The following is a 12,990-nucleotide window of genomic DNA, read 5'->3' as shown; positions in this document are numbered from 1 at the left end:
GGCAGACGCGTGCGGGCGACCGCGGGCCGTGCGAGGGGGAAAGGGGCCGATCGTGAACGTCCAGCCGAATCCGGGGGTGCCGGCTCACCGGCGCCGGTGGCCACGCGGGGGCCGAGGCCCGCTCACACTTCTGCTCGGTGCGACGCTGCTGCTGGTGAGCGGGTGCGGCGGGGACGACACCGACGACCGCGGACCGGCCGGCAAGGCCGGCGGGGACAAGGCCGCCTCCCGGGCCACGGTGACGATTGCGCCCAAGGACGGCGCGGACGACGTCGCCACCAGTGGCGCGCTGAAGGTGACCGCCGAGAACGGCCGGCTCACCTCCGTCCGGGTCAAGGACGGCAAGGGCAACGAGGTCGACGGGAAGATATCCGGCGACGGCACCCAGTGGCGGCCCAGCGGCCATCTGGGCGCCTCGACGGAGTACACCGTCGACGCGGTCGCGGTGGACCGCCAGGGACGGGAGGCCGCCGAGCACGCCGGCTTCACCACCCTCGTCCCCAAGAACACCTTCATCGGCAGATACAGCCCCGAGAACGGCCAGCAGGTCGGCGTCGGGATGCCGGTCTCGATCCACTTCACCCGCGGCATCACCTCCCCCAAGGCCGTCGAGGACGCCATCAAGGTCACGGCCCGGCCGTCGGTCCCGATCGAGGGCCACTGGTTCGGCAACGACCGGCTCGACTTCCGCCCCGAGAAGTACTGGGCACCGGGCACCAAGGTCACCCTCAAGCTCGACCTCGACGGCGTCGAGGGCCGGCCCGGCGTCTACGGCACCCAGGCCAAGGAGGTCTCCTTCACGATCGGCCGCAGCCAGGTGAGCACGGTCGACGCCAAGTCCAAGCAGATGACCGTGGTCCGCGACGGCAAGAGGATCAAGACCATCCCGATCACGTCGGGCGCGCCGGGCACCGAGACCTACAACGGCAAGATGGTGATCAGCGAGAAGCACGTGGTGACGCGGATGAACGGCGACACCGTCGGCTTCGGCGGCGAGTACGACATCAAGGACGTACCGCACGCCATGCGGCTGAGCACGTCCGGCACCTTCATCCACGGCAACTACTGGTCGGGCCGGCCGACGTTCGGCACGCGCAACGCCAGCCACGGCTGTGTGGGCCTGTTCGACCAGCGCGGCGGCGGCGACGGGTCCACCCCGGCGGCCTGGTTCTTCCGCAACTCCCTCGTCGGCGATGTCGTCGTGGTCAGGAACTCGCATGATGAAACGATCCAGCCCGACAACGGCTTCAGCGACTGGAACATGTCCTGGGAGCAGTGGAAGGCCGGCCCGTAGGGGCGGACGCGCCGCATGACCCGTTGGGGCCCGGTCCCGCACTGTGACCAAGTGCACCGGGCCCCACTTCGTTAACGGGGACTAACCTTCCACCATGACTGTGAATCTCGAGGTCGCCGACGGCGTCGGCACCATCCGCCTGGACCGCCCGCCGATGAACGCACTGGACATCGCCACCCAGGACCGGCTGCGCGAGCTGGCCGAAGAGGTCACCCGCCGCGACGATGTGCGCTCCGTCGTCATCTGGGGCGGCGAGAAGGTGTTCGCGGCCGGCGCGGACATCAAGGAGATGCAGGCCATGGACCACACGGCCATGGTCCTGCGCTCCAAGGCCCTGCAGGACTCCTTCACCGCCGTGGCCCGGATCCCCAAGCCGGTGGTCGCCGCGGTCACCGGCTACGCGCTCGGCGGCGGCTGCGAGTTGGCGCTCTGCGCCGACTTCCGGATCGCCGCCGACAACGCCAAGCTCGGCCAGCCGGAGATCCTGCTCGGCCTCATCCCGGGCGCCGGCGGCACCCAGCGGCTGGCCCGCTTGGTGGGCCCGTCCAAGGCCAAGGACCTGATCTTCACCGGCCGCCACGTGAAGGCCGAGGAGGCGCTCACCATCGGCCTGGTCGACCGGGTCGTGCCGGCCGCCGAGGTCCACGCCCAGGCGCACGCCTGGGCCGCGCGGCTGGCGGCCGGTCCGGCGCTGGCGCTGCGCGCCGCGAAGGAGTCCGTCGACGCGGGCCTGGAGACGGACATCGACACCGGGCTGACGGTGGAACGCAACTGGTTCGCGGGGCTGTTCGCGACCGCGGACCGCGAGATCGGGATGCGCAGCTTCGTCGAGGAGGGGCCCGGCAAGGCCAAGTTCCTCTGAAACCTCTGGTGTTGGCGGGACGAATGAGGTTTGGCCGGGACTAGATGCCTCGTGTGGGCGAATTGCGGAAAACTTAATTGCGCCTTAAGGCAGCCTTGTTGACAGGTCTTGCCAAGTCTGCGATGGCCGAGCGTCAGCGCAGGTCAGGGCGTAAGTCCCGGAACCTTAAGCGGCGTTGGCAGATGTCCCGCAGGGGGTCCGGAACCGGCGATTCCGGGCAATGGATTCCGCCGGTTCCGCCCCCGTGACCGCCAAGTAGCAGCCATGATGGGGGGCATGGCGGGCCTCGAAGGAATGGAGCAGCCGCGGCCGCGGAGCGATCCGGCCGCCGCACGGTGGGACCTCCCCGGTGCGGACCGGAAACCGGCTCCGGCCCCCTGCGGCCCGGCGTCCGCGGCACTCGACCTCGTCGGCGACCCGAACATCGGCGAGGTCCGACTGCCCTCCCGCCCCCAGTCCGCCGGCATCGCCCGCCGCCTGACCGCCTCCGTACTCCTGCGGCAGTGGTCCCTCACGCCCCAGCTCGCCGAGCACGCCGTCCTGCTCGTCTCCGAGCTCGTCGGCAACGCCGTGCGCCACACCGGCGCCCGCACCTTCGGACTGCGGATGCTGCGCCGCCGCGGCTGGATCCGCATCGAGGTGCGCGACCCGTCCCGCGGCCTGCCCTGTCTCATGCCCGTCCAGGAAATGGACACCAGCGGCCGGGGCCTCTTCCTCGTCGACAAGCTCTCCGACCGCTGGGGCGTGGACCTGCTGCCCCGAGGCAAGACCACCTGGTTCGAGATGCGGGTCACCGAGCGCTGAGCAGCGGCTTTCGCGCGCCTGCGGCCGTGCGCCGGTCGGGGCTCGGGTCATCCGGCGACGGTCCGTAGGATGGGTTGCTCATACGCGCGGACGGTACGGAGGGAGGGACATGCACGCCATGCGCCGGTCGGCTGCGATGACGTTGCTGCTCCTCCTCGCGGTGGCCTTCGGGCCGCTGCTGTGCCGGGCCGGCGGGGACCAGGCCTGGGCGGGCGGCCGCGCCGCCGGCGCCGAGCGGGTGTGGCACGCCGTCGCCCAGGAGAGCCGGGCCGTCGACGGCCCGGCCGACGTCTCGGTGGCCGACGCGCCCAAGAGGTGCTCGGACCGGCACGCGCCCGGCCCCGAGGAGTCCGCCCCGCCGCCCGCGTCGCACCGCGGTGAGCCACTGGCCCCCGCGACCGTCGGCCCGGGGCCGCTCGCCGCCGATCTGCCCGCGCAGTTCGCGCTCGCCCGGCCGCCGACGGACGGCACCTCCGCCGTCGACCACACCGCGCTCCTCCCCGTACTGCGGATCTAGGCCCCGACGTACAAGGCCGCCATCCCTCTTCGTACGTCTGGAGCTTCCGCATGCCCACTTCCGCCTCACCCACCCGCAAACTCGCCGCCGTAGGCGCGGTCGTCGCCCTCGTCGTGGCCGTGATCGCCATCGGCATCGCCGTCGGCAAGGCCGTCGAGGGCGGCCGCGACACCGGCGAATCGGGGGCCGCCGCCTCCACCGGCTCCCAGGGGGACGCCGCACAGCAGAAGATGTTCGACGACCTCGCCGAGAAGACCAGCCGGCGGACGGCCGGCGATCCGCTGGCCGTCGGCAAGAAGGACGCCCCGGTGGTCCTGGTCGAGTACGCCGACTACGCGTGCTCGTTCTGCGGCCGCTTCACCCGCGAGACCCAGCCCGAGCTGGTCAAGAAGTACGTCGACGCGGGCACCCTGCGGATCGAGTTCCGCAACTTCCCCGTCTTCGGCGCCGACTCCGAGCGGGCCGCCCGCGCGTCGTGGGCCGCCGGGCAGCAGGGCAGGTTCTGGCAGCTGCACGACACGCTGTACGCCAAGACCCGCAAGGGCGGTGACCTGGCCGAGGACAAGCTCGTCGAGCTGGCCCGCGCGAGCGGTGTGCCGGACCTCGACAGGTTCCGTACGGACCTGGGCAGCGCGGGCGCCGAGCGCGCGCTGAAGAAGGACCAGGACGAGGGCTACCGGCTCGGCGTGCAGTCCACGCCGTCCTTCCTGGTCAACGGGCGGCCGATCAGCGGGGCCCAGCCCACCGAGGTCTTCGCGCAGGCCGTCGAGGACGCCGCGGCGAAGGCGGGTGCGAAGGGCTCGGGGGCCGGCGAGTGACCACCGACATCGGCTACCTCGCGGCGTTCCTGGGCGGGGCGCTCGCCCTGCTCAGTCCGTGCAGCGCGCTGCTGCTGCCGGCGTTCTTCGCGTACTCCCTCGCCACTCCGGGCCGGCTGCTGGCCCGCACCGCGGTGTTCTACCTCGGGCTGGCCGCCACGCTCGTGCCGCTCGGGGCGGCCAGTACGGCGGCCAGCCGGCTGTTCAACGGCCACCGCGAACTGCTGATCGCCGTCGGCGGCTGGGTCGTCATCGCGATGGGCCTCGCCCAGATCCTGGGCCTGGGCTTCGCCTCCCGGCGCGCCCAGGCGGCGGCGGCCAGGATCACCCCCCGCTCCGCCGTCTCGACCTTCCTCCTGGGCTGCGTCTACGGCCTGGCCGGCTTCTGCGCCGGCCCGATCCTGGGCGCGGTGCTGACGGTGACCGCGGTCAGCGGAAACGCCGTGTACGGGGCCTCGATGCTCGCCGTGTACGCGCTGGGCATGGCACTGCCGCTGTTCGTCCTGGCACTGCTGTGGGACCGCTTCGAGCTCGGCACCCGGGGCTGGCTGCGCGGCCGGGAACTGACCCTCGGCAGGCTGCGGCTGCACACCACCTCGCTGCTGTCCGGGGTCTTCTTCATCGGCATCGGTGTGCTGTTCCTGCGCTTCAACGGGACCAGCGCGCTGCCCGGGATCCTCGACGCGGACACCGAATTCCGGGTCGAGGAATGGGCGCGGCGGATCAGCAACGGCGTACCGGACTACGTGCTGATCGCGGTGGGGGCGCTGCTCGTCGCCGGGGTGCTGGGACGGATCGCGCTGCGACAGGAGCGAAAGCCGCGCGACGGGGCCGAGTAGCCGCGCGGCGCGCAGTGGCCGCGGGCCGGGGCGGACGGCGGCGGGCCGGGGGACGAGGCGTCCGTCGATGTCCCCCGGCCCCGCCCCGCCTCACCGCCACACGTTGTCGCTCACCGAGCCCAGGCCCGTGCCGGACAGCCGCCGGTGCAGGGCCAGCGCCTGGTCCTCGGTGAGCGAGGCGACATGGTCGGCCGCGGCGCGCAGCCGGTCGCCGTGCAGCGCCAGCTCCTCGGCGCGGTCCGGCGGCAGCAGTTCGGGGGCGTCATGGCTCCAGCGCAGCAGCTCGCCGACGATCCGTCGCTTGCCGTGCTGCTGGGTGGCCAGCGCGGGCCGGTCGATGACGTAACACCACACCAGCTCCTTGAGCAGATCGCAGGCGGCCCGCCGCTCCGGCGGGATCACCAGCCGCGCCCCGTAGCGGATCGCCGCCGCGCCGCCCACCTCCAGCTCGATCCCCCGGGTGAAGTACGAGATCAGATCGGCGGTGCGGCGGTTGACCGCGACCGCGTCCTCCTGGCTGCCGCTGTACGGGGCGGGCACCGCGAGCCGTTTGCCGATGTCCGCCATCAGCACCAGCGCCGCCTCCCGGTCGAAGGCCTCACCCGAGCGCGCCCGCTTGGCCTGCACATAGTCCAGGAAGCGGCGGGTCTCGCGCTCGGTCTCGCCGCCCGCGGCACCGTCCGGCGGAAAGAGCGCGGCCAGCGGGATCAGGCCCGTGCGGTAGAAGTCCTCGACGTCGTGGCAGGCGTAGGTGACGTCGTCCGCCCAGTCCATGACCTGCTCCTCGACCGGTACGGCGAGATCCGCGCGGCCGGCCCGCACCCAGGAGAACGCCTCCCGGTCGGCGACGTACACGCCCCACTTCACATGCCGCGCCGGGTCCTGGTCGACCGGCGCCCGCTCCCACGGGTACTTCGTGGCGGCGTCCAGGCAGGCACGGGTCAGATGCAGTCCGCGATGGCCCGGGTACTTGTGGGCGGCGAGGAAGGTCAGCACCCGCAGGGTCTGGGCATTGCCCTCGAAGCTGTCCAGCACGCCGTCGGCGAAGTGCAGCTCGTCCATCGTGGTGCGCAGCGCCATCTCGCCGGCGTGCCCGAAGGGCGGATGGCCGATGTCATGGGCCATGCACGCCGCCTCGACGAGCGCCGGGTTGGGGCCGCCGTACCGGCGCTCCAGCCGCTCCGCCATCCGGCGGCCGAGCTGGGCGACCTTCATCGAGTGCGTCAGCCGGGTGTGGTACGCGCCCAGCTCGGCACTCGCCACGACCTGGCTCTTGCCGGCCAGCGCCCGCCACTGCGTCGAGTACAGGATCCGGTCCACGTCGTGCTCGAACCCGGACCGCTGCCCGTCGTCGGGCACCCGTCGGCGCAGGGAGTGCTGCTCAAGGTCCTCATCGCTGTATGTGGCAGGTCGCATGCGCGGATGGTAGCCCTGCCCGGCCGCGGGGCGTCCGTCCCGCCGCCGGTCAGCCGCGACTGTGGCGGGACGGACGCCTAGGGCGTGTCCGATGGGTCATGGCCGGGTCCTAGGCGCTGAGCCGTCGCCGCCAGCGCGGATGCGGGCGGGTGTGCGGCCGGATGTGCGGGTGGTGGGCGTCGGCGCGGCGCCGGCGGTCGTTGCAGAGCAGGCACTTGCCGTATCCCGGCGGGAGGGGGTCCTCCGGGTCGCCGTACAGCGGGTCGACCGCGCCGCCCGGATGGAGGGCGCAGCCGGTCGGGCCGGTCTCGGCGCCCAGCGAGCTGGCGGCGGTCAGCGCCTGCCGGAGGACGTCGACGAGCTGGTCCGCGCCCTGCCGGGTCGGCGCGGACTGCAGAGTGGAGGCAAGGTCGGAGGCGGTGGTCAGCGCGGTCTGGAGTTCGCGCAGGTTTGCGTAACCCATGTCCTGGAGCGTAGGCGGACCCACTGACAGTTGATCTTTCGATCTCACTTCGCGGCTTCCCATGGCCGCATGCATGCCCGCCCCGGCCCATGATTTAGCACCGGGACGGTGACCGTCCCCTTGCCGGCTCATGACATGTCGGGTGGGGCGCCCGGTCGCCGGGCGGGTCACCCGGCGACCAGGCGCCCACCGGCGTCTCAGGGCGCGATCGGCAGGGCCCGCTTGTGCTCCGTGAGGCGGTAGCGGCGGACGATGGCCTCGAAGGCGGTGGCCTCGACCGGCTCGCCCTCCAGGAAGTCGTCGATCTGGTCGTAGCTCACGCCGAGCGCGACCTCGTCGGGCTTGCCCGGGTCGAGCGTCTCCAGGTCGGCGGTCGGCACCTTCGTCACCAGTTCCCGGGGGGCGCCCAGCACGGCCGCCACGGCGCGCACCCGGCGCTTGGTGAGCCCCGTCAGCGGTACGACGTCGGCCGCGCCGTCACCGAACTTGGTGAAGAACCCGGACACCGCCTCGGCCGCGTGGTCGGTGCCCACGACCAGGCCGTCGTGAGCCCCCGCGACCGCGTACTGCGCGATCATGCGCTGGCGGGCCTTGATGTTGCCCTGGACGAAGTCCTGGTGGTGGGCGTCGCGGAAGGTCAGTCCGCCGTCCAGCGCGGCCTGCAGCGCCGCGTCGCTCGCCGGGCGGATGTCGACGGTCAGCTCCCGGTCGGCACGGATGAACTCCAGCGCCCGCTGGGCGTCCTTCTCGTCCGCCTGGACGCCGTACGGCAGCCGCATCGCGTAGAACGTCGCCTCGTGCCCGGCGCCGCGGGCCCGCTCCACGGCCAGCTGGCAGAGCCGGCCGGTGGTGGTGGAGTCCACACCGCCGCTGATCCCCAGGACCAGCGAGCGCAGGCCCGTGGAGGTCAGCCGCTCTGTGAGGAAGGCCACCCGGCGCTCGATCTCCTGCTCGGCGTCGAAGGACGCGGTCACCTGGAGATCCCGGGCGATCTCCTGCTGCAGGGCCTTGGACGCCGGGTCGGTCACGAGTGCTCCTCTTGTTCTCCCGCCGCGCCGCGTGGTGTGCGGCACGGCCTGTCGCCTGGTGCGTACGCGCGGTTCCTGGAATATGTGAATCCGCGTGCCGGTAGGAAATTATGCCGGGTGCGCCCACTTCTTCAGGGCGGCCTTGCTGGAGAAGTCCGCCACGTCCTTGTCCAGCGGCCGGTCGGTGTACTGGTGGATGCGCCACTTCGCCTTGATCCGGGGGTGCCCGGCGGAGACGTAGTCGGCGATCCACAGGCCGTCGGCCGCGTAGGACGTGGTGTCGTGGTTCAGCCAGAAATCGCGGTTGCAGTAGAGCATCACGCGGTGTGTGGGGCGGAGCTTCTTCACCTCGACCAGGAACTGGTCCTTCTGTGCATTGCTCGCATAGGTGCCCTCGCCGGTGCGCTCCCAGTCGCAGGCCAGGATGTCGCCCTGGACCGACGCGCACTTCTCGACGAAATACCGGGCCTGGGCGGCGATATTCCCCGGCCACAGAAAGTGGTAGAAACCGACCACGCAGCCTGCTTTACGGGCCTTTGCGGCCTGAGCGTTCTGGTGCGGATTGATGTAGGACCGGCCTTCGGTGGCCTTGACGAAAACGAAGTCCAGTCCCTCCGCGGAATACGAGGTGTTGTAGGAGCTGACATCGACACCGTGCAGCATGAACGGCCTCCTGCCGATCGGACCTGCGGATTCGAAGCGCCAACTGGTCGAACTGGTCTCTGCGTTACGTTCTGTGTGCCCCGTGCGATGCGGTTTTGTTCCCGTTCGTGCCGTCCAGTTCGTTCCAGCAGTTCAGCATGTTCGTCAGTCAGGACGCCAGATCGTGGTGGGGAAGTTCCTTACGGCGCAGGCGTATTGAGGACGCGGAGGAAATCCGCCGGCGGCTTCGGACGGCCGCGGACCGGTGGTGCGGCCGCGACCGGCCCGCACCGCGCCGCCGGGCCCTTGGCAGACTTGCCGGGTGACCCGTTCCGTACTGCTCGCCGAGGACCACCGGCCCATCCGCACCGCACTGGCGCGCGCCCTGACCCTGGAGGGGTATCAGGTCACCGCCGTCGCCGACGGCATCCAGGCGCTCGCCGCCGCGCACCGCGAGCGGCCGGACGTGATCCTGCTGGACGTGATGATGCCGGGCATCGACGGGCTGCAGGTGTGCCAGGCGCTGCGGGCCGAGCGGGACCGCACCCCGATCCTGATGCTCACCGCGCGCGCCGGGACGGCGGACCGGATCGCCGGGCTGGACGCCGGGGCCGACGACTATGTGGTCAAGCCGTTCGAGGTCGAGGAGGTCTTCGCACGGCTGCGGGCGCTGCTGCGGCGGACGGCGGAGCGGGCGGAGGGCGGCACCGACGCGTCCGACGACGCCGAGGCCCCCGCCGGTGCCGAGGCCGCGGCAGGCGGGGCGGAGGACGCCCGGGCGGCCGGCGGCGGGGTCGTCGAGGCGGCCGATCTGCGGATCGACGGACCCTCGCGCCGAGCCTGGCGCGGCGGGCGGGAGCTGGAGCTGACCCGGACCGAGTTCGCCCTGCTGGAGCTGCTCGCCCGGAACGCCGGGACCGTGCTGGACCACTCGACGATCTACGACCGGATCTGGGGCTACGACTTCGGGCCGGGCTCCAAGAACCTCGCGGTGTACGTGGGATATCTGCGGCGCAAGGTCGACGTGCCGGGCAGCCGGCCGCTGATCCACACCGTGCGCGGGGTCGGCTACGTCCTGCGGGCGGACTGAGGTGTCCGTGCCACGGCGGCGCGGCCGTCCGGCCGGCTGGCCGCGTACCCCCGAGCCCGCCAGTCTGCGCACCGCCTTCGCGGTGTCGTTCGCCACCGGGGCCGCGGCGGTCAGCATGCTCGTCGGAGCCTTGAGCTACGACGCGGCGGCCCGGCTGGTGCGGGTGGACGAGAAGTCGGTGTTCTCCGAGGTCGTACGGGATCTGCGCACACAGGTCCGGGAGAGGCCGTACGGGCCGGGCGACTACGCCAGCTCCCACCCCGACCGCGACGGGCCGCGCGACGACCTCACCCGGCCCACCCGTACGGAGGTGCAGATCCTGGGCGCCGGCGGCCGGATCGTGGAGCCGGGGAGCCCGGCCCTGCCCGTGGGCGCCGCGGAGCGCCGGATCGCCATGGACGAGCGGGCCGGCTCGCACACCGGGCGCGAGGCGGACCTCGGCGACGGGGAGTACCACGTCGCGACCGTCGCGCTCGGCGGCGGCCGCGGGGCGGTCCAGGTCGCCCGGAAGTCCAGCGGGACCGAGGAGCTGCTCTCCGCGCTCCAGCACCGCACCGCCCTGCTGGCGGCCGCGGTCATCGCGCTGTCCGGCGCGGCCGGCTGGTGGCTGGCGCGCCGGATCACCGGCCGGCTGGTGCGGTTGACCTCGGTCGCCGAGAGCGTGGCGGAGCACGGACGGCTGGACGTCCCGGTGCCGGTGGCGGGGCGCGACGAGGTGGCCCGGCTGGGGCGGGCCTTCGACGAGATGCTCGGGCGGCTGGCCGGCGCGGTGCAGGACCAGCAGCGGCTCGTGCAGGACGCCGGACATGAGCTGCGCACCCCGCTGACCTCGCTGTGCACCAACATCTCGCTGCTCAAGCGGTTCGACGAGCTGCCGCCGGACGCCCGCGAGGAGCTGCTCACCGACCTGGCGGGCGAGGCCAGGGAGCTGAGCGGTCTGGTCGACGAGCTGGTCGACCTGGCGGCCGGACAGCGCGCCGACGATCCGCTGTCCGAGGTGAGCCTGGCCGAGGTCGCGCAGAAGGCGGCGGCCTCGGCCCGCCGCCGCACCGGCCGCGAGATCACCGTACGGAGCCTGCGTCCGGCGCTGGTGGAGGGGCGGTCCGCCGCGCTGAACCGGGCGCTGAGCAATCTGCTGGAGAACGCCGCGAAGTTCGACGCGGGCGGGACGGAGCCGATCGAGGTCGTGGTCACCGGCGCCCGCATCGAGGTCCTCGACCGCGGCCCCGGCATCGCGGAGGCCGACCTCACCCGGGTCTTCGACCGCTTCTACCGGGCTCCGGCCGCACGCGGCCTGCCCGGCTCCGGCCTGGGCCTGGCCATCGTCCACGAGATCGCCACCGCCCACGGCGGCCACGCCTTCGTCACCCACCGCCCGGGGGGCGGCGCCGTCCTGGGCTTCACGGTGGGCCGAGGGAAGGGGGCGGGCACGGGGGTCGGCGCGGGCGCGCGCCCCTGGACCGGTCCGCCGCCGGTGGCGCGGAACATCCGGATGTGACCGGGCGGCGGAGACGACCGGGTGGCGGAGTGAGGCGGGCGGCGGGTCGCGCCCGCCTCACTCCTCAGTGCGCCGCCGACTGCGCCTGGGCCGGCCGTGCCTGGGCCACCTCCACCGTCTCGTGCAGGTCGGCGGCGGCGTCCAGGGCGGCGGCCGCGGACAGCGAGACGCAGAGGAGCAGGGCCGCGGCGATCAGACGGCGGCCGCGCGGGCCGGTCCGTATCGGAGGGTGGCCGGGCGGCCGGCCGGGGGCCAGCAGGGCGGCGACCCGGCGCGGCACCGGGCCGGCCGTGGCGGCCAGGAGCGTGCGGGGGCGGTGCGGCGCCGGGGCGTACGGACGGGCGGCGAGGGCCGCGCGGCCGATGGCGCGGGCGGTGATCCGGCGGTCGCCCACCTGGGACGCCGCCGACTCGTCCGCCCAGCGCTCCAGCGCATAGCCGAGCGGTGCGCGCAGCGAGCGGAGCAGCGGATGGCAGGCCGCGGCGAGCGCGGCGGCGAGTTGGAAGAGATGGTGCCGCCCCGCGAGATGGGCGCGCTCATGGGCCAGCAGCGCCGCCCGCTCGGCGGGTTCCAGCGCCCGCAGCATGCCGTCGGTGACCACCACCCGGCCCGGCCGGCCCGGCAGGGCGTACGCGTCGGGCGCGGGGTCCGGGAGCACGCACAGGTCGCCGCGGACGGGGTGGGCGTCGGTGGCCCGCCGGGCCGTGCGCAGCTCGGTGTGGTGCCGGCGGGCGCGGTCCGCGACGGCGATCGCGCAGAGGGCGAGCAGGGCGCCGGCGAGGCAGGCGGCGGGGATCGACACGGCGGGATCGCCGCCGAGCAGCGGGAGGGAGAGATGGCCCAGGGCGGCGACCGGGGGCAGCCGCAGCGCTCCGGCGGCCAGCAGCAGGCCCAGCGCCACGGTCGTGCAGCCGGCCAGGGCCAGGGAGCAGCCGGTCAGCAGCCAGGCCGCGGTGCGCGGCGGCAGCGACTCGGCCAGCCGGCGGGCGGCCGGCACCGCGACCAGCGGCACCAGCAGCGGAATCCACACGGCGACGATCACGGCGCGCCCCCGGGGTCCGGCCCGGACCCGGCCGCCGGCCCCGCCGGGCCGGTGTCCTTGGCCCCCTCCAGCAGGGAGCGCAGCAACTGCTCGTCCTCATCGGTCAATTGGGAGACGAAGCGGGCGAGCGCGGTGCCGCGGTCGTCCTGCTTGTCCAGCTCGCTGCGCATCCGCCGGGCGGTCAGCCCCGCGGAGTCCTGTATGGGCGAGTACGCGAAGCCGCGGCCGGCCCGGGAGCGGGAGACCGCGCCCTTGTCGTGCAGCCGGGTCAGGATCGTCGTCACGGTCGTGCGGGCCAGCCGGCCGCCCAGCGCGCTCTGCACCGCGGCGGGGCTCAGCGGCCCCTCGGCCGCCCAGAGCGCCGCGAGCACGCTCGCCTCCAGCTCGCCTGAAGGGCGCCGCTGGGCGGGTGATGTCTCCGACATGGAACGCCCTTCACCGGTTCGTCGTCTACAGTGCCGTAGACCGTCTACGGGGCTGTAGTCGGTCGGGCCGGCCGCTCGACAGGCCCGCAACCCATTATGGGAGGGGCCACCGACATGGCCGCAGCCGCCACATCCGCGCAGGTGAGGGGCCGGCTCACGGGCGCCGCCCGGTCCGCCGGCGGCCTCGGCGCCGGCGCGCCGCCCACGGCTCCCGGCGCCCCGCATCCGCCCGCCGGCGCCGCCGTCCGCACC

14 protein-coding genes are annotated in these 12,990 nt (G+C 73.5%); 8 read left to right on the top strand and 6 right to left on the bottom strand.

The features are described from left to right. Window positions 1-52: 52 nt before the first annotated feature. The 6 genes from ACFWZH_RS19020 (at window position 53) to ACFWZH_RS18995 (ending at window position 5,134) form a co-directional block, all read left to right on the top strand. A complete protein-coding gene (locus ACFWZH_RS19020) occupies window positions 53-1,294 on the top strand; it encodes an Ig-like domain-containing protein (protein ID WP_384431954.1) in 1,242 nt (413 codons plus the stop codon). A gap of 94 nt (window positions 1,295-1,388) precedes the next feature. Next, window positions 1,389-2,156 (top strand): enoyl-CoA hydratase/isomerase family protein, encoded by a 768-nt coding sequence (locus tag ACFWZH_RS19015; RefSeq protein WP_384431951.1) that lies wholly within the window; start codon window positions 1,389-1,391, stop codon window positions 2,154-2,156. 264 nt (window positions 2,157-2,420) lie between these two features. Next, a complete protein-coding gene (locus tag ACFWZH_RS19010) occupies window positions 2,421-2,960 on the top strand; it encodes an ATP-binding protein (protein ID WP_384431949.1) in 540 nt (179 codons plus the stop codon). Window positions 2,961-3,069: 109 nt separating this feature from the next. After that, entirely contained in the window at window positions 3,070-3,477 is a 408-nt protein-coding gene (locus ACFWZH_RS19005) for a hypothetical protein (protein ID WP_384431946.1), read from the top strand. A 50-nt stretch (window positions 3,478-3,527) separates the two neighbouring features. Next, the gene (locus tag ACFWZH_RS19000) at window positions 3,528-4,295 is read left to right on the top strand and encodes a DsbA family protein (RefSeq protein WP_384431943.1); all 768 of its coding nucleotides are present in this window, start codon (window positions 3,528-3,530) and stop codon (window positions 4,293-4,295) included. Beyond that, window positions 4,292-5,134 (top strand): cytochrome c biogenesis CcdA family protein, encoded by an 843-nt coding sequence (locus ACFWZH_RS18995; RefSeq protein WP_384431940.1) that lies wholly within the window; start codon window positions 4,292-4,294, stop codon window positions 5,132-5,134. Before ACFWZH_RS19000 ends, ACFWZH_RS18995 begins: the two co-directional genes overlap by 4 nt. A 90-nt stretch (window positions 5,135-5,224) precedes the next feature. Here the strand turns inward: ACFWZH_RS18995 and dgt are convergent, their stop codons facing one another. The 4 genes from dgt to ACFWZH_RS18975 all read right to left on the bottom strand — a co-directional run bounded on the left by dgt (window position 5,225) and on the right by ACFWZH_RS18975 (window position 8,704). Then, a complete protein-coding gene (dgt, locus tag ACFWZH_RS18990) occupies window positions 5,225-6,550 on the bottom strand; it encodes a dGTP triphosphohydrolase (protein WP_384431937.1) in 1,326 nt (441 codons plus the stop codon). Window positions 6,551-6,659: 109 nt separating this feature from the next. Then, window positions 6,660-7,013: a hypothetical protein gene (locus ACFWZH_RS18985; protein ID WP_384431934.1), complete on the bottom strand. Its 354-nt coding sequence runs from the start codon at window positions 7,011-7,013 to the stop codon at window positions 6,660-6,662. 197 nt (window positions 7,014-7,210) lie between these two features. Further along, a complete protein-coding gene (gene nadE / locus ACFWZH_RS18980; protein ID WP_384431931.1) occupies window positions 7,211-8,041 on the bottom strand; it encodes an ammonia-dependent NAD(+) synthetase in 831 nt (276 codons plus the stop codon). A gap of 108 nt (window positions 8,042-8,149) precedes the next feature. Next, window positions 8,150-8,704, bottom strand: coding sequence for a GH25 family lysozyme (locus ACFWZH_RS18975; RefSeq protein WP_384431928.1), 555 nt, complete (start codon window positions 8,702-8,704; stop codon window positions 8,150-8,152). A 301-nt stretch (window positions 8,705-9,005) separates the two neighbouring features. On the opposite strand from ACFWZH_RS18975, the gene ACFWZH_RS18970 reads away from it, so the two are divergent. Next, complete coding sequence (locus ACFWZH_RS18970) at window positions 9,006-9,773, top strand: response regulator transcription factor (protein ID WP_384431926.1); 768 nt, start codon at window positions 9,006-9,008, stop codon at window positions 9,771-9,773. A 115-nt stretch (window positions 9,774-9,888) separates the two neighbouring features. Beyond that, entirely contained in the window at window positions 9,889-11,271 is a 1,383-nt protein-coding gene (locus tag ACFWZH_RS18965) for an ATP-binding protein (RefSeq protein ID WP_384432158.1), read from the top strand. Between the two features lie 64 nt (window positions 11,272-11,335). On the opposite strand, the gene ACFWZH_RS18960 is transcribed toward ACFWZH_RS18965, so the two are convergent. Together ACFWZH_RS18960 and ACFWZH_RS18955 are read right to left on the bottom strand one after the other, a co-directional pair. Next, on the bottom strand, window positions 11,336-12,313 hold the full coding sequence (locus ACFWZH_RS18960) for a M56 family metallopeptidase (protein ID WP_384431923.1): 978 nt from the start codon (window positions 12,311-12,313) through the stop codon (window positions 11,336-11,338). Then, a complete protein-coding gene (locus ACFWZH_RS18955) occupies window positions 12,310-12,738 on the bottom strand; it encodes a BlaI/MecI/CopY family transcriptional regulator (RefSeq protein ID WP_384431920.1) in 429 nt (142 codons plus the stop codon). The genes ACFWZH_RS18960 and ACFWZH_RS18955 overlap by 4 nt, the downstream gene beginning before the upstream one ends. Window positions 12,739-12,990: the final 252 nt, after the last annotated feature.

Origin of the sequence: Streptomyces sp. NPDC059008, from assembly GCF_042749045.1 — a bacterium.
GTDB lineage: Bacteria > Actinomycetota > Actinomycetes > Streptomycetales > Streptomycetaceae > Streptomyces.
This window is presented reverse-complemented; position numbering and strand designations above follow the sequence as displayed.